General features: G+C 70.3%; 13 protein-coding genes and 1 pseudogene. 8 read left to right on the plus strand and 6 right to left on the minus strand.

Annotation, left to right across the window (positions count from 1 at the left end; translation table 11 throughout):
* Nucleotides 1–35 precede the first annotated feature (35 nt).
* On the plus strand, nt 36–710 hold the full coding sequence (locus EDC36_RS12615) for a response regulator (protein WP_132963622.1): 675 nt from the start codon (nt 36–38) through the stop codon (nt 708–710).
* A gap of 70 nt (nt 711–780) precedes the next feature.
* The gene (locus EDC36_RS12620; RefSeq protein ID WP_132963635.1) at nt 781–2,181 is read left to right on the plus strand and encodes a sensor histidine kinase; all 1,401 of its coding nucleotides are present in this window, start codon (nt 781–783) and stop codon (nt 2,179–2,181) included.
* On the opposite strand, the gene EDC36_RS12625 is transcribed toward EDC36_RS12620, so the two are convergent.
* Complete coding sequence (locus tag EDC36_RS12625) at nt 2,160–2,816, minus strand: glutathione S-transferase family protein (RefSeq protein ID WP_132963623.1); 657 nt, start codon at nt 2,814–2,816, stop codon at nt 2,160–2,162. The genes EDC36_RS12620 and EDC36_RS12625 overlap by 22 nt on opposite strands.
* Before the next feature lie 71 nt (nt 2,817–2,887).
* Here EDC36_RS12625 and EDC36_RS12630 point away from each other — a divergent pair, with 71 nt between their 5' ends.
* Nucleotides 2,888–4,498: a hypothetical protein gene (locus tag EDC36_RS12630; RefSeq protein WP_132963624.1), complete on the plus strand. Its 1,611-nt coding sequence runs from the start codon at nt 2,888–2,890 to the stop codon at nt 4,496–4,498.
* 12 nt (nt 4,499–4,510) lie between these two features.
* Here EDC36_RS12630 and EDC36_RS12635 read toward each other — a convergent pair whose 3' ends face one another.
* Complete coding sequence (locus EDC36_RS12635; RefSeq protein ID WP_132963625.1) at nt 4,511–7,174, minus strand: DNA topoisomerase III; 2,664 nt, start codon at nt 7,172–7,174, stop codon at nt 4,511–4,513.
* Between the two features lie 145 nt (nt 7,175–7,319).
* On the opposite strand from EDC36_RS12635, the gene EDC36_RS12640 reads away from it, so the two are divergent.
* The 3 genes from EDC36_RS12640 (at nt 7,320) to EDC36_RS12650 (ending at nt 9,785) form a co-directional block, all read left to right on the plus strand.
* Nucleotides 7,320–8,141 (plus strand): biotin--[acetyl-CoA-carboxylase] ligase, encoded by an 822-nt coding sequence (locus tag EDC36_RS12640; protein WP_132963626.1) that lies wholly within the window; start codon nt 7,320–7,322, stop codon nt 8,139–8,141.
* The gene (locus EDC36_RS12645; RefSeq protein WP_132963627.1) at nt 8,135–8,893 is read left to right on the plus strand and encodes an SPOR domain-containing protein; all 759 of its coding nucleotides are present in this window, start codon (nt 8,135–8,137) and stop codon (nt 8,891–8,893) included. Before EDC36_RS12640 ends, EDC36_RS12645 begins: the two co-directional genes overlap by 7 nt.
* A 79-nt stretch (nt 8,894–8,972) precedes the next feature.
* The gene (locus tag EDC36_RS12650) at nt 8,973–9,785 is read left to right on the plus strand and encodes a TIGR00266 family protein (protein WP_132963628.1); all 813 of its coding nucleotides are present in this window, start codon (nt 8,973–8,975) and stop codon (nt 9,783–9,785) included.
* Nucleotides 9,786–9,807: 22 nt separating this feature from the next.
* Here EDC36_RS12650 and EDC36_RS12655 read toward each other — a convergent pair whose 3' ends face one another.
* A complete protein-coding gene (locus EDC36_RS12655; protein WP_132963629.1) occupies nt 9,808–11,118 on the minus strand; it encodes a threonine ammonia-lyase in 1,311 nt (436 codons plus the stop codon).
* Between the two features lie 34 nt (nt 11,119–11,152).
* Between EDC36_RS12655 and EDC36_RS12660 the strand changes: the two genes are divergently transcribed.
* Nucleotides 11,153–12,499 carry a glutamine synthetase family protein gene (locus EDC36_RS12660; RefSeq protein WP_132963630.1) on the plus strand — a complete coding sequence of 449 codons (1,347 nt, stop codon included), beginning with the start codon at nt 11,153–11,155 and terminating at the stop codon, nt 12,497–12,499.
* 9 nt (nt 12,500–12,508) lie between these two features.
* On the opposite strand, the gene EDC36_RS12665 is transcribed toward EDC36_RS12660, so the two are convergent.
* The gene (locus tag EDC36_RS12665; protein ID WP_132963631.1) at nt 12,509–12,958 is read right to left on the minus strand and encodes a hypothetical protein; all 450 of its coding nucleotides are present in this window, start codon (nt 12,956–12,958) and stop codon (nt 12,509–12,511) included.
* Nucleotides 12,959–13,178: 220 nt separating this feature from the next.
* Here EDC36_RS12665 and EDC36_RS12670 point away from each other — a divergent pair, with 220 nt between their 5' ends.
* Entirely contained in the window at nt 13,179–13,718 is a 540-nt protein-coding gene (locus EDC36_RS12670; protein WP_243646589.1) for an Mpo1 family 2-hydroxy fatty acid dioxygenase, read from the plus strand.
* A 197-nt stretch (nt 13,719–13,915) separates the two neighbouring features.
* Here EDC36_RS12670 and EDC36_RS12675 read toward each other — a convergent pair whose 3' ends face one another.
* Entirely contained in the window at nt 13,916–14,764 is an 849-nt protein-coding gene (locus EDC36_RS12675) for a nucleotidyl transferase AbiEii/AbiGii toxin family protein (protein WP_132963632.1), read from the minus strand.
* Between the two features lie 79 nt (nt 14,765–14,843).
* Nucleotides 14,844–15,193, minus strand: a pseudogene (locus tag EDC36_RS12680) (hypothetical protein); the annotation flags it as partial.

A 15,193-nucleotide genomic window follows, 5' to 3' on the forward strand; every position in this document is an offset into this window, starting at 1 on the left:
GGTGGCCGCGTGCCTGCTGCTTTAGGGTCGATACGATGCGCATCCTCATCGCCGAAGACGACCAGGTGCTGGCCGATGGGCTGCAGCGCACGCTGCGCGCCGCCGGTGCGGCCGTGGACCACGTGGCCAGCGGCGACGCCGCCGACGCCGCGCTGCTGGTCAGTGACAACTTCGACCTGCTGATCCTGGACCTGGGGCTGCCGGGCATGGGCGGGCTGGAGGTGCTGCGCCGCCTGCGCGCGCGCGGCTCGCGCCTGCCGGTGCTGATCCTGACCGCCGCCGACAGCGTCGACGACCGGGTGCGGGGGCTGGACCTGGGCGCCGACGACTACATGGCCAAGCCGTTTGCGCTGGCCGAGCTGGAAGCGCGCGTGCGCGCGCTGGTGCGCCGCGGCAACGGGGCGGCCTCCAGCCTGATCCAGCACGGACCGCTGACCTACGACCAGGCCGGCCGCGTCGTCACGATCGATGGCAAGATGATCGAGCTGTCCGCGCGCGAACTCAGCCTGCTGGAGGTGCTGCTGCAGCGCGCGGGACGCCTGGTCAGCAAGGAGCAGCTCGTCGAGCGGCTGTGCGAGTGGGGCGACGAGGTCAGCAACAACGCCATCGAGGTGTACATCCACCGCCTGCGCAAAAAGATCGAGCGCGGCCCGATCCGCATCGCCACCGTGCGCGGACTGGGGTACTGCCTTGAAAAAATCCCGTCCTGAGGACCGCGGCGGCTGGCGCACGCTGTGGCAGCGCGAGCAGCCCAGCCTGTTTGGCGAAATCCTGGACTGGATGCTGACGCCGCTGTTGCTGCTGTGGCCGCTGTCGCTGGGGCTGACCTGGTTTGTGGCGCAAGGCATCGCCAACCGGCCGTACGACCGCGCGCTGGAGTTCAGCCTGCAGGCGCTGACCCAGTTCGTCACCGTCGACAGCGGGCGTGTCACCTTCACGCTCACCCCGCAGGCGCGCGACCTGCTGCGCGCCGACGGCACCGACCTTGTCTTTTACCAGGTGGTTGACGGCGACGGCCGCCTGGTCAGCGGCGACCCGGATCTGCCGCCGCCCCCGGCCGACGTGGCGCCGCGCCCAGGCGTGGTGGTGCTGCGCGACGACATCGTGCGCGACGAGGACGTGCGCGTGGCCTACACGTGGTTGATGCGCGCCGACCAACGCAAACCGATGGCGCTGATGCAGGTGGCCGAAACGCGCGGCAAACGCTCCAAACTCGCCACCGAAATCATCAAGGGCGTGATGGTGCCGCAGTTCATCATCCTGCCGCTGGCGGTGCTGCTGGTGTGGCTGGCGCTGGTGCACGGCATCCGGCCGTTGAGCGCGCTGGAGCGGCGCATCCGCTCACGCCGCCCCGACGACCTCAGCCCGATCGACGAGGCCGAGGTGCCGCAGGAGGTGGCGCCGCTGGTGTCGTCGATCAACGACCTGCTGCATCGGCTGGGCACCACGCTGTCGAACCAAAAGCGCTTTTTGGCCGACGCCGCGCACCAGCTCAAAACCCCGCTGGCAGGGCTGCGGCTGCAGGCCGAAATGGCGCAAATGCAACTGCCCGCCGGCGCGGGCGAAGACATCGAGCGCACCCTGCGCCAGATCGCCAACTCCAGCGTGCGCGCCACGCACACCGTCAACCAACTGCTGGCGCTGGCACGTGCCGAAGCCGCCGGCCAGGCGCTGCCGCGCGAACCGGTGGACCTGCTGACGGTAGCCCGCCAGGTGGTCGAAGACCTGGTGCCGCTGGCGTTGGACAAGGGGCTGGACCTGGGCTTTGAGTCCCTGCCCGCGCCCGAGATGCTGCGCGGCGCGCCGCCGCTGCGGCTGTGGGGCAACGCGGTGCTGCTGGCCGAACTCGTGCGCAACCTGACCGACAACGCCTTGCGTTACACGCCGCGCGGCGGCGTGGTGACGGTGCGTGTGCTCAGCGACCCGTGGGGCGGCGTGCAGTTGCTGCAAATCGAGGACGACGGCCCCGGCATCGACCCGGCCGAGCGCGAGCGCGTGCTGGCGCCGTTTTACCGCGCGTTGGGCACCAACGTCGAAGGCTCCGGGCTGGGGCTGGCCATCGTGCACGAGATCGTGCGCCAACACCACGCCACCCTGAGCATGGAAGAGGCCCACCCCGGCGCCGGCGCGCGCCGCGGCCTGCGCGTGACGGTGCGCTTTCAGGCCGCCGCGGGCTGGTAGACGTTGAGCTGCAGCCGCTCGCGCTCCACCACGCGCGCCACCGGCGGTAGCGCCGCGAACGACTGCGCCAGCGCCCAGGTGTGCGGCAGCGTGGTCGGGTCGATGCCGGCAAAGCCACCCCAGCGCAGCAGCGTCAGCGCGTAGGCGTCCAACAGGCCAGGCGACGCACCGCCCAACCACGGCCCCGAGCGGGTGGTCACCATGGCCTCCAGCTCCTCGAGCAACGCCCGGTAGCGTGTCAGCGCATGCGCCTTCACGCTGGCCTGCGCCGCCGCGTCGTCGGTGAACTTGGCCGGCATGAACACGTGCGTGAACGTCGGGTGCACGGTGTTGTTCATCCACGCCAGCAGCTCCAGCGCGCGCGTGCGCGCCAGCCCCTGCGGCGGCAGCAGTTGCGCCTGCGGAAAACGGGCGTCCAGGTGCAACCCGATGGCCACGATCTGCGTGATCGCCTGACCATCGTCCACCAACACGGGCACTTGCCCGCGCGGGTTGATGGCACGAAACGCGGGGCTGTGGTGCTCGCCCTTATGCAGCTTGACCAGCACCGGCTCGAAGCTGGCGCCGGCCAGCTCCAGCGCGGCATGGGGCACGAACGAGCACGCCCCGGGGGCGTAGTACAGTTGCAATGGCATGGTGTCTCCTTGGCAGGCGGGTACGGCAGCGCCCTATGATAGCCACGCCCGCCCTCAGCCCCAAGCGCCCGATGTCACCCACGCCCGCCCCGCCCACCGCTGCGCCACTACCCGCCTGGCTGACCGCCGCACATGTGCAGGCGCTGCCGTTGCTGCTGGACGACGCTGCGCTGGACGACGACATCACCGCGCAGGCGTTGGCCCGCCTGCTGCGCCGCGACCCGCCGCTGGGTCTGCGGCTGATGGCGCAGGCCCAGCGGCGGCTGCGCCCCGGGCAAGCGGTGCGCGACGTCGAACACGCGCTGGCGCTGCTGGGCGTCGGCGCGGCGCAGACGCTGCTGCGGCAGGCCAGCCGGCAGCGCTTCGACCCCCACCAACCCGGCCACTTGGCGCTGGCCGAGGCGGTAGCCACCAGCGTGCTGGGCGCACACTGGGCACAAGCGTGCGCGCACATCGACGGCCGCGCAGACCACGCGGCCGTGTTTTGGCAGGCGGTGCAGCTGGGCCGCAGCCAGTGGCACTGGGCGCTGGCCGACCCGGCGCGCGCCGAAGCGTGCCGCCAGCGGGTGGCGGCTGGCGAGCGCGCTGCGGCCTTGCAGCGCCAATGGTTGGGGCAGCCGCTGGCGGCGTGGGATGCGCCGCTGGCCCTGGCCAGCGGCCTGGCCGACCCCGACGATCCACCGGCCACCCCTTCCGTGACGCCGGCCATGCTGCGCGCCGCCGCCCGCAGCGCGTGGACCGGCCACGACCCGGTGGAGCTGCCCGCGGCACTGGCGCGCTGGCTGCGCCAGCCCGCGCTGGCCCCGCTGCTGTGGCACCGCTTGGCGTGTGAAGCCATGGCCGACTGGCACAGCCCGCGCACGCGGCTGTGGCTGCGCGTGCTCTCGGCCCTGCGGGGCTGGCACCTGGACGACACCACGGCCTTTGCGCACCGTCACGCCGCCGAGGCCAGCCGCGGCCTGAGCTGGGCGGTGTGGGTGGGCGCCCCAGCCGCGCGCTTGCTGTGGGCGCGGCCACCGCGACGCCAGCCACCCCGGGCCACGCCACCGGCGTCCGACCCCGCCACGGCAGAGGCCCGGCCGACCCCCTCCGCGGCCACGTCCGCGCCCCGCCCCGCCCACGTCCCCCCTCCCGCAGTGGCCTGGGATGTGGAACGTTTCATCGAGGCCTGCCACGCGCAGCGCTTCGACACCGTGGCCGGGTTGCTGCAAGCCCTGGCCGCCACGCTGCAGCAGGCTCTGGCGCTGCCGCGCTTTGCGCTGCTGATGCGCACCACCGACCCCAACACGCTGGCGTGCATTGCCGCGCACGGCTTCGGTGGCGTGGTGCAGCCGCGCCGGCTGCAGGTGGCGCTGGCCGGCGCGCCGCTGCTGGCCCGGCTGCTGAACCAGGCCGGCGCGTTCATGCACGTGCAGCCGGCCCAGGTGCCGCTGGCGCGCGCGCAGCTGCCGCCGCCGCTGGACGCCCAAGTGCCCGAGGGCGGGCTGGTGTTAGGGACCTTGACCGTGCGCGGGCGCGCCGCCGGGGTGCTGTGGGCCGACGGTGGCCTGGGAGCACCCGCGCTGACCGACGTGCAGTACCAAGGGGTCAAGCGCCTGACGGTGCACCTGGCACGGGAACTGACACGGCTGCTGGTGCAACAGCAGCGCCGCGGCGCACCGTCGGCCGGGCCCGCTGGCTGAGCGCCGCGGCGCTCAGCCAGCGCGGCGCCGGGCTCGGGTGGCCGCCGCGCGGGGGCGCGCGGTGCTGTCGCGCGGCTCGAACTCGAACCCCACCTTGCCCGCGCTGGCGTCCCACACCAGGCGCGCCTTGAAGCGCCGGCGCGTGCGGTTGGACACAAACCCCTCCAGCCAGTCGGTGTGGCCCTCGCGCAGCAGTTTGGCCATTTGCTCCGGCGCCACCGGCTGCTGCAGGATCGTGGTGGCGCTGCGAAAGTCGCACGCGGGTTGCGGCTGCTGCGCCGTCGGCACGGCGCGTGTGCAGACGTACTGGTTGCCCAGCGCCACCACGGGGCTGCCGCACTTCGGGCACGGCCCCAGTGGAGGCAGCGCGGCCACGTCCACCGCCTCGCCCCCCTCGGGGCCGGAAGTGGCGTCATCGCCAAAATCGAACCCCAGCTTCCACTGCCCATCGCCGTCGGGCTTGAGCAGCAGCTCGGCCGTGAACGGTCGCCCCATCTTGGAGCGAAAGCCTTCCAGCGGCCCCAGGCGGTGTTGGCGCAGCAGCGCCTCGGCCTCGTCCGGAGCCAAGATACGCCCACCCGGCGCCTTGCCGAACGAAAACCCGCACCCCGGCCCGTTGCCGTCGGGCCCGGTGCAGGCGTAGCGGCGGTAGTTTTCCTTGACGATGCCACCGCACTGCGGGCAAGGCGCTTGCAGCGTGGCATAGTCGCCCGGCACGCTGTCGCGGTCGAACGACTTGGCCTTGTGCACGATGCGCTCGGTCATCGCCGCAATGTCGCGCATGAACGCCTCGCGCGACAGCTCGCGCCGCTCGATCTGCGCCAGCTTGTGCTCCCACTCGCCGGTCAGCTCCGGGCGCGTCAGCTCCTCCACGCCCAACCCGCGCAGCAGCGTCATCAGTTGAAACGCCTTGGGCGTGGGCACCAGCTCGCGCCCTTCGCGCACCAGGTACCTTTCCTCCAGCAGCCCTTCGATGATGGCCGCGCGCGTGGCCGGTGTGCCCAGGCCCTTGTCGGCCATCGCCAGGCGCAGCTCCTCGTCCTCGACGCGCTTGCCGGCCGACTCCATCGCCGCCAGCAGGGTGGCTTCGGTGTAGCGCGCCGGCGGGCGGGTCTGGCGGGCCTGCAGCGTGGCGTCGTCGGTGCGCACCACCTCGCCCGGCTGCACCGGCACCAGCGGCTGGCCCTTGTCGCCCGCCTGCGCGCCCTCCACGTCGGCGGCCGCTTCACGCCCGTACACCGCCAGCCAGCCCGGATCGACCAGCACGCGGCCCTCGGTCTTGAAGTGGTGCGTGGCGCCGCCCGCGCACGCCACGCGCGTGATGCGCGTCGTGACCAACAACTGCGCCGCCGGGAAAAACACCGCGATGAAGCGGCGCACCACCAGGTCGTACAACTTTTGCTCGGCCTCGCTCAAACCCTTGGGCAATTGGCCGGTGGGGATGATGGCGAAGTGGTCGCTGACCTTGGCGTCGTCGAACACGCGCTTGGTGGGACGCACCCAGTCGTTGTCCAGCGCCTTGCGCGCGTGCGGCGCCAGGTGCTGCAGGTCGCTGTCGGCCAACGCGCGCAGCGTGGCGCGCACCGTCCCCAGGTAGTCGCTGGGCAGGGCGCGCGCGTCGGTGCGGGGGTAGGTCAGCACCTTGTGCTTTTCGTACAGGGCCTGCGCCAGCGCCAGCGTTGTCTTGGCCGAAAAGCCGTAGCGCGCGTTGGCCTCGCGCTGCAGGGTGGTCAGGTCGTACAGCAAGCCGCAGGCTTGGGTGGCGGGCTTGCTCTCCTCGGTCACGCTGGCGGGCTGGCCCCGCACCGCGTCGGCGATGGCGCGCGCCTGCGCTTCGTCCCACAGGCGCTCGGGGCGCAGCTCGGCATCGGCGTCGTCGCCCGTGGGTTTGCGCCAGTCTGGGTCGAACCAGCGCCCGGCGTAGCTGCCCGCCTGCGCCGCAAAGGTGGCGTGCACCTCCCAGTAGTCGCGCACGCGAAAGCGGCGGATCTGCTCCTCACGCTCCACCACCAGCGCCAGCGTGGGCGTTTGCACGCGCCCGACGGTGGTCAGGAAAAAGCCCCCGTCGCGGCTGTTGAACGCGGTCATGGCGCGCGTGCCGTTGATGCCGACCAGCCAGTCGGCCTCGGAGCGGCTGCGCGCGGCATCGGCCAGCGGGCGCATTTGCTCGTCGCTGCGCAGGTGCTCGAACGCGTCGCGGATGGCCTGCGGCGTCATCGACTGCAACCACAGCCGCTTGATGGGCTTGCCCAACGGTTTGGGCTGACCGTTTTTGTCGCTGCCGCCGACGTACTGCTCGATCAGCCGAAAAATCAGCTCCCCCTCCCGCCCCGCGTCGCAGGCGTTGACGAGTTCGGCCACGTCCTTGCGCCGCGCCAGCTTGACGATGGCTTGCAGCCGGCCCTTGGTCTTGTCCAGCGGCTTGAGCTCGAAGTACGGGGGTATCACCGGCAGGTGGGCAAAGCTCCACTTGCCGCGCTTGACCTCGTAGGCTTCGGGCGCGGCGATCTCCAGCAGATGCCCCACCGCCGAGGTGACGATGTAGCGCTCGTTTTCATAGTGGTCGTCGTGTTTGTCGAACTTGCCGGCCACCGGCGTGAGCGCACGCACGATATCCAACGCCACCGAAGGCTTTTCGGCGATGACCAGGGTTTTGGCAGCAGAGGTTGCGTTCATTGTTCCTACAATGCATGACAGCTGTGGGGCCGGCCGGCGCGGCGATGCAAGCCCCGCCGACCGGGGGTGGACCTGCCCTCGCGCGCGTGCGCACGCGCACCCACACATGCCAACACCATAGCAAACTTTGTCCGTCCGCACGCCGATGAACGAACACACCGCCTCCGACACGGCCCTGCTGCGCCGCCTGCACGCCGGGTCCGAGGCCCTGTGGCAAGCGCTGGTGCCCTTCGAGCCGGGTCTCACCGTCGAGGTCGTGCCGCACATCGACTCCACCAACGCCGAGCTGCTGCGCCGCGCGCGCGCCGGGCAGGGCGCCCCCACGGTGCTGGCCGCGCTCACGCAAACCGCGGGGCGCGGCCGGCGTGGGCGGCCCTGGATCACGGTACCTGGGGCGTCGCTGGCGTTTTCGGTCGGGCTGCCCATGGCGCCGGCGCAGTGGGCGGGCCTGTCGCTGGCGGTGGGCGTGGCCGTGGCCAGCGCGCTGCCCGCCGGGGTGCGGCTCAAGTGGCCCAACGACCTGTGGTGGCAAGGCCGCAAACTGGGCGGCATCCTGATTGAAACCGCCACCCTCACCGAGGCCGAGGCACGCTACGCGGTCATCGGCATCGGCCTCAACCTGCACACGCCTCAGCTCCCCCCCGAAGCCGCGCTGGACGCGCTGCCGCCGGTGGGGCTGCGCGAGCTGCCAGCCAGCGGCAACCCACCGCTGGACGACGCCGGCGTGTGGTTGGCGCGCCTGGGGCCGGCCGTGGTGCACGCCGCCCGCAGCTTCGAGCGCGAAGGCTTTGGCCCCTGGCAGGCGCGCTACGGCGCGCTGGACGCACTGGCCGGACGAACCGTGCTCACCAGCGACGGTGTGCAAGGCGTGGCCGACGGCGTCGATGGCGACGGTGCGCTGCGCATCCGCACACCGCAAGGCGTGGTGCGGGTGCAGCACGGCGAGGTGAGCGTGCGGCCATGTTGAGGGCGCTGGTGCTGCTGTTGCTGCTGGCCAACGCCGCGTTGGCCGCGTGGCAGTGGGGTTGGCTGGGCGCGCCGCCCCCCGCGCCCGTGCAAGCCGCCAGCGAGCCGCAGCGGCTGGCGCAGCAGATTGAGCCCGAGCGGCTGCGGCTGCTGAACCCGCCCGGCCAAGGCGGGCCCGCCGCCGCCCCCGCCACGCCAGCGGCGCCGGAGGCACCGCCCCCGCAGCCCGCCGACACACCCGCGCCCGCCGAGGGGCCCGCGCCTGCTGAGCACGTGGCACGCGAGGCGCGCCGCTGCTGGCAACTGCCCCCGCTGCCGCTGGACCAGGCGCAGGCGTTGCGCCGCAGCGCCGAGACGCAGGCCGACCTGCGCGGCCGCCACACCGAAACGCCGGGCACGCTGCCGGTGCGCTGGCTGGTCTACATCGGCCCGCTGGGCGAGGCCGACTTGGCCGCGCGCCGCGCCGCGCTGCGGCTGCAGGGGCTGGAGCACCGCATGGTCGAGGTTCCCGGCACCGGCAGCGGGCTGGCGCTGGGCACCTTTTCCACCGAAGACGCGGCGCGGCGCGCGCTGGCCGATGCGCAGCAGCGCGGCGTGCGCGACGCCCGCGTGGTGCGTGAGCGCCCGCCGGTCAACGTGCTGACGTTGCGCTGGCCCGACCTCACCGAGGCCGAACTGGCGCGCCTGCGCACCGCCCTGGGCGCGCAAGCGCGCAGCCTGGCGGCGTGCCCCGCCGCTGCCACCCCCCAATGAGCAACGACCACGCGGCGCGCCGGTCCGGCTTCAACCGTCAATCGCCAACCACCTGATCATTGTGACAAGGAGCAACCCCATGGGCATGGACGTCATCGACTACGACATCCGCGGCGCGGAAATGCAGTTCGTCGAGATCGAACTCGACCCGGGCGAGGCCGCCATCGGCGAAGCCGGCAGCCTGATGATGATGGACGACGGCATCGTGATGGACACGGTGTTTGGCGACGGCAGCGCGCAACAGGGTGGCTTTTTCGGCAAGCTGCTGGGGGCCGGCAAGCGGCTCATCACGGGCGAGTCGCTGTTCACCACGGTTTATGTCAACCAGGGCAGCGGCAAGCGGCGCGTGGCGTTTGCCGCGCCCTACCCCGGCAAAATCCTGCCGATGGACCTGCGCGCGCTGGGCGGCACGCTGATCTGCCAAAAGGACAGCTTCCTGTGCGCGGCACGCGGTGTCAGCCTGGGCATCGCGCTGCAGCGCAAGCTGTCGGTGGGCTTTTTTGGCGGCGAGGGCTTCATCATGCAGCGCCTGGAGGGCGACGGGCTGGCCTTCGTGCACGCGGGCGGCACGGTGGTCAAGCGCGAGCTGGCCGCAGGTCAGGTGCTGCGCGTGGACACCGGCTGCGTGGTGGCCTACACCGCGCAGGTCGATTTCGACATCGAGTACGTCGGCAAAATCAAAACCGCGTTGTTCGGCGGCGAGGGGCTGTTCCTGGCCCGTCTGCAAGGCCCGGGCACGGTGTGGCTGCAAAGCCTGCCGTTTTCGCGGCTGGCCTCGCGCGTCTTTGCCGCCGCGCCGCAACTGGGCGGCCGACGCGAGGAAGGCTCGCTGCTGGGGGGCTTTGCCGCCGGCGGCGCGCTGGGCGGCCTGCTGGGCGGCGACGACGAGTAAGCGCCGCCCGCAGCGGTGGCCTTCAGCGCCGAGCCACCTCGAACCCCGCGGCCTGCAGCGCCTGCACAACCTCCTGCACGTGCTGCGGGCCGCGCGTTTGCAGCACCAGCTCGATCTCCACATTCTGCGCCGCCAGCAGCGTGAACGCGCGCTGATGGTGCACCTGGTCGATGTTGGCGCCGGCCTCGGCCACCACCTGGGCAATGCGCGCCAACTGCCCGGGCAGGTCGCGGGTGCTGACCACCAGCCGCGCCAAGCGGCCGCTGCGCACCATGCCGCGCTCGATGATCGACGCCAGCAGCAGCGGGTCGATGTTGCCCCCACACAGCACCAGCCCCACGCGCCGCCCCGCAAAGCGCGACGGCTCTCTCAGCAACGCCGCCAAGCCGGCGGCCCCCGCGCCTTCGACCAGCGTTTTTTCGATGTCCAACAGCAGCACGATGGCCTGCTCGATGTCCTCGTCGTCCACCACCACCCAGCCATCCACGTACCGCTGCGCCAGCGCCAACGTGTGCTGCCCTGGCGCGGCCACGGCAATGCCTTCGGCGATGGTGTTGCCCCCCAGTGGCCAGTGGCTGCCGGTGAGCGCGTTGACCATCGCGGCAAAGCGCCGCGTCTGCACCCCCACCACCTCGATGTCGGGCTTGATCGCCTTGGCCGCCGCCGCCATGCCACCGATCAGGCCGCCGCCGCCCGCGGCCACCACCAGCACCTCCAGCGTCGGCTGGGCGTGCAGCATTTCCAGCGCCACCGTGCCCTGCCCCGCGATCACCGCCTCGTCGTCGTAGGGGTGCACCAAGGTCAGGCCCTGCTGCGCCGCCAGCGCGTAAGCGTGCTCGCGCGCCTGCTCCAGCGTGTCGCCATGCAGCACCACCTCCGCCCCCAGCGCGCGCGTTCGCTCCACCTTGACACCCGGGGTGAAGCGCGGCATCACGATCACCGCCCGCATGCCCAGCCGCTGCGCGTGGTACGCCACCCCCTGCGCGTGGTTGCCCGCCGACATCGCGATCACGCCGCGCGCGCGCTGCTCGGGCGTGAGCTGCACCAGCTTGTTGCACGCCCCGCGCTCCTTGAACGACGCCGTGTACTGCAGGTTTTCGAACTTCAAAAACACCTGCGCGCCGGTGATGTTGGACAGCGTCCGGGACTCCAGGCACGGCGTGGTCAACACCTGCCCTTGCAGACGGGCTGCCGCCGCCTGCACCTCGGCCAAACCGATCATCGTCGATGCCTCCTTGTGGGTTGCAGGCACGCATTGTCGCGCCTTGGGCTGGCCAGTGGCGCCCAGACAGGCCGTCCGCGTGGACCTTGCGCAGCGCCGCGGCGCGCGCATACTCCACAGCCATCACGTTTCGATCCCGCCGCCCATGACCGCCGACACCGCCGCCGCCATCGAACGCTGGCTCGACCAGCACCGCATCACCGAAGTCGAGTGCCTGATCCCCGACATGGCCGGGCAAGCGCGCGGCAAGATCGTGCCGCGCCACAAATACCGCCCTGCCGAAGGGCTGCGCTTGCCCATGGCGGTGCTGGAAATGACCGTCACCGGCGCCTACCCCGAGCAGGACTTCACCCCGGTGGCCGACCCCGACATGCGGCTGCTGCCCGACCCCGCCGCGCTGCGCCTGGTGCCTTGGGCCAAAGAGCCCACCGCGCAAATCATCCACGATTGCGTGCGCTTCGACGGCGCGCCCGTGGAGCTGGCGCCGCGCAACGTGCTCAAGCGCATCCTGGCCGAGTACGAAGCCGACGGCCTGCAGCCCATCGTCGCGCCCGAAATCGAGTTCTACCTCGTGCAAATCGAGCCCGACGAGGACATCCCGCTCAAGCCGCCCGTGGGCCGCACCCAGCGCACCGAGGCCGGCATGCAAAGCTTTTCCATCGACGCCGTCAACGAATACGACGATATCTTCGACGTCATCTACGACTGGTGCGAGGCGCAGGGGCTGCAACTTGACACGCTGATCCACGAGATGGGCACCGCCCAGATGGAGGTCAACCTCGACCACGGCGAGCCGCTGGCGCTGGCCGACCAGGTGTTTTTGTTCAAACGCACCGTGCGCGAAGCCGCCATCCGCCACGGCATGTACGCCACCTTCATGGCCAAACCCATGCAGGGTCAGCCCGGCAGCGCCATGCACCTGCACCAAAGCATCCTCGAGCGCGCCAGCGGCCGCAACGCCTTTTCCAACCCCGACGGCAGCCCGTCGGAGGCGTTTTTCCACTTCATCGGCGGGCTGCAAACCTACCTGCCGGCGGCCATGCCGTTTTTTGCGCCCTACATCAACAGCTACCGCCGCCTGTCGCGCCACACCGCCGCCCCCATCAACCTGAGCTGGGGCTACGACAACCGCACCTGCGGCTTGCGCGTGCCCAACGCCAGCCCCGAAGCGCGCCGCGTCGAAAACCGCCTGGCGGGCGTGGACGCCAACCCCTACCTGGTCATCGCCGCGAGCCTGGCGTGCGGGCTGCTGGGCATGCGCCAGCGGCTGCAGCCCAGCGAGCCACTGACGGGCAGCGCCTACGAGCAACCCCACCAACTGCCGCGCCACCTGGACGACGCGGTGGAGCGGCTCATGACCTGCCGCCCGTTGGCCGACCTGTTTGGCGAGCACTTCGTGCACGCCTACGGCGCCATCAAGGCCGCCGAGTACGCCGAGTATTTCGACGTCATCAGCCCGTGGGAGCGGCGCTACCTGCTGCTCAACGTGTGAGCCGACGCGCTACGACTGCGTGGTCGGCCGTGCCGCGTCGCCCGGGTCGGCGCTGCCCGGGTGGTCGCGCTCGTAGTGCCAGCGCGCCACCTCCAGCCACACCGCCGCACGAGCAAACAGCTCGGGGCGACGCCGCAACAGCGCCGCCAAATGAATATCGTCGGGGTTGAGCCGCGCCAGCAACTCGACGTGCTGCTCCACGTAAGCCGCGGCTTCGTCCTCGGGCCACGCCCCCAGGTTGGCAGGCACCCCCACCAGCAGCCCTTGGCGCGCGTGCTGCAACACCCGCTGCACATCAGCCTCGGCGCGTTCCAGCAACACCTGCAACGACTGCCCCACGGCACGCAGCCGCTCGTCGCTGTCCAACAGCAGTTGCAGCATCACCCGGCGCACATCGGCCAGCCCATGCAAATGCTCGGGCTTGCCCGGCGCGTGCGACCATCCCGAACCCGTGCCCATCGCGTGTCCCCTCGCGGCCGTGCCCCTCAACAGGGCTTTGTTCGATTGTTGCCCCAAGCGGCGCGGGCCGTACCACGCGTTTTCCCCAACCCATGGCCGCGACGTGGGCATGGTGCCTATCGCCGGGCCAGGGGTTAACCCCAATGAAAGAGCCCCACCCGCCTGCTACGCTGCGGTCCACCATCCTGTGTTGACCTGCCACCCTGGCAAGGAGTTGGCCATGCCGTCACCCCTGCGTCACGCCAGCGAACTGCTGATTCAGTACGCCGCGTACCACCGCGATCGGCGTAACATCGCCACCCACTTCGTGGGCATACCCATGATCGTCTTCGCACTCAGCGTGCTGCTGGCCAAGCCTGTTTGGCCCATGGGTGGCCTGTCTGTGCCCGTCATCGCCGTGGTGTGGCTGCTGTCCACCCTGTGGTACCTGACGCGCGGCCTGCCCGCGCTGGGCGTCGCAACCAGCGCTGTCAACGGCTTGCTGGCGCTGGCAGCCATGCCGTTGGCTTCGCTGCCCACGGCCTCCTGGGCGGCGTGGGGCGTCGGGCTGTTTGTGCTGGGGTGGATCATCCAGTTCATCGGCCACCGCTACGAAGGCCGCAAACCCGCGTTTCTGGATGACCTGGTGGGGCTGCTCGTGGGGCCCATGTTCGTGGTGGCCGAGGTCATGTTCGCCTGGGGTTGGAATCCCCGGCTTCAAGCCGCCATCACGGCCCAGGCTGGCCCGATCCGCACCGGGCCAGCGGCGCGGCATGCGTAGCGCCAAGCGCCGGTTGCGCCTTGTCCTATCTCGGATGGCCACACGGTTGCTTGTGGAACAGCCTTGATCGTCGGCGATCCCCGTCTTTCATGCTCTGCCCAGGCGTTTGCCCCTGAACGCAAGGCGACTTGGGCCACGCCTGACCTGCCCGATGAGGCACGACAGGGGCGCGACACATTGCTGTCGCTTTTTTACTTTTATGCCTTCAGCAGCCCGATCAGGGACTCAGCCAACCCGATGAACGTTGCCCGGGCTTCGGCAAACGTTATTGGCTCTCCGAACACCAGCTCATCGACGAAGCGAAGGTAGTCGCGCTCGAAGGCATCTGCCTCGTGATGCAAGGCATCCAGAACCACGCGCATCTGCCCTACAGGGTCTTCTCCAAATTCTGGGTACTGGTTGCGGAACTGGGTCGCATCGCCAGCCACCAGTGCTGCAAAGTGTTTGTGCGGCAGCTCCAGCCCTTCACGCCCTCGGGCGATGGCTGTCACATCGTAGAGGTGACGAACCAAGCGGTCGTCGTAGTCGGCACGATTACGTCCGGCACGCGCTTGTGCCGTTCGGCGCAGGAAGGACAGCACCTTTTCAGCGAGGGCTTCCTCGACGCCGATGCACTCCACGTGCAAATCCGTCCTGGGCGCCTGGATCAAGACGTCCAGCATGGACGCGATGGGTAGCGGTGACGTGGACAGCACCGGCGGTCGGGCATTGAGCTCCACTTTGATCGCTGGCCGCAGGCTGGCCACCGCCGCAAAGCGGCTCTCGTAGTGCAGATTCAGCGAGACGAAGCTGTTCTCGTCGCGGGCAATGATCTCATTGGCCGGCACCGCAAAGCCAGCATCCAGCAGCACGGCGACCAAGCGTTTCTTGAACTGGCTGAGTATGCGACTGCGCGCACTGCGCGACAAACCCTGCGGCAGCACCAGCTTGAAATCGATGTCTTCGGACATCCGCTTGATCAGGCCGTGCGCCTTGGACAGGCAGGTTCCGCCGCAAAACACCAACTGGATGCCATCGCTGTCCACCGCCATGACGGTGCGCAGCACTTCGGTGATCAGCAGGTCCTTTTCGAGGATACCGGGTGGCTACGAAGTGAGACCTTCGTTGCGCACATCCAGGATCAGGTCACGCTCGCGCGCTGTAATGGTTTTCATAGCGCACGGTGCTGATGCCGACGGTGATCTTGCGGGAGATACGGCGCTGGCCGGTATTGAACGTCGTGCGCACCGGAATCTGGGTGGTCTTGCCCTCGGCGTAGTCGGCCTGGGCGCGACCCAGTTGCACAGGCACGCCAAGTTTTTCCAGTGCTTCCCGCGCCAGCTCCTCCAGGGACACGCGTGGCACCGGTTTGCCAGACAAGGCACTCGGGCGCGCTTTGGCGTAAATAGTCGTCCCTGAAAAATTCATTTTCACGCCGCCCGCAGCCGCAGCAGCGGCGGGTTGGCGACGCGAGTCTCGGTTGGCCGCAGCCGGAC

Source organism: Tepidimonas ignava, from assembly GCF_004342625.1.
Classification (GTDB): domain Bacteria; phylum Pseudomonadota; class Gammaproteobacteria; order Burkholderiales; family Burkholderiaceae_C; genus Tepidimonas; species Tepidimonas ignava.

What these genes read in the sequence shown, in the direction of transcription:
- EDC36_RS12635 (WP_132963625.1), bottom strand. Translation starts at nt 7,174, where the DNA reads ATGAACGCAACCTCTGCTGCCAAAACCCTGGTCATCGCCGAAAAGCCT.
- EDC36_RS12620 (WP_132963635.1), top strand. Translation starts at nt 781, where the DNA reads ATGCTGACGCCGCTGTTGCTGCTGTGGCCGCTGTCGCTGGGGCTGACC.
- EDC36_RS12625 (WP_132963623.1), bottom strand. Translation starts at nt 2,816, where the DNA reads ATGCCATTGCAACTGTACTACGCCCCCGGGGCGTGCTCGTTCGTGCCC.
- EDC36_RS12630 (WP_132963624.1), top strand. Translation starts at nt 2,888, where the DNA reads ATGTCACCCACGCCCGCCCCGCCCACCGCTGCGCCACTACCCGCCTGG.
- EDC36_RS12650 (WP_132963628.1), top strand. Translation starts at nt 8,973, where the DNA reads ATGGGCATGGACGTCATCGACTACGACATCCGCGGCGCGGAAATGCAG.
- EDC36_RS12670 (WP_243646589.1), top strand. Translation starts at nt 13,179, where the DNA reads ATGCCGTCACCCCTGCGTCACGCCAGCGAACTGCTGATTCAGTACGCC.
- EDC36_RS12615 (WP_132963622.1), top strand. Translation starts at nt 36, where the DNA reads ATGCGCATCCTCATCGCCGAAGACGACCAGGTGCTGGCCGATGGGCTG.
- EDC36_RS12665 (WP_132963631.1), bottom strand. Translation starts at nt 12,958, where the DNA reads ATGGGCACGGGTTCGGGATGGTCGCACGCGCCGGGCAAGCCCGAGCAT.
- EDC36_RS12640 (WP_132963626.1), top strand. Translation starts at nt 7,320, where the DNA reads ATGAACGAACACACCGCCTCCGACACGGCCCTGCTGCGCCGCCTGCAC.
- EDC36_RS12645 (WP_132963627.1), top strand. Translation starts at nt 8,135, where the DNA reads ATGTTGAGGGCGCTGGTGCTGCTGTTGCTGCTGGCCAACGCCGCGTTG.
- EDC36_RS12660 (WP_132963630.1), top strand. Translation starts at nt 11,153, where the DNA reads ATGACCGCCGACACCGCCGCCGCCATCGAACGCTGGCTCGACCAGCAC.
- EDC36_RS12655 (WP_132963629.1), bottom strand. Translation starts at nt 11,118, where the DNA reads ATGCGCGCGCCGCGGCGCTGCGCAAGGTCCACGCGGACGGCCTGTCTG.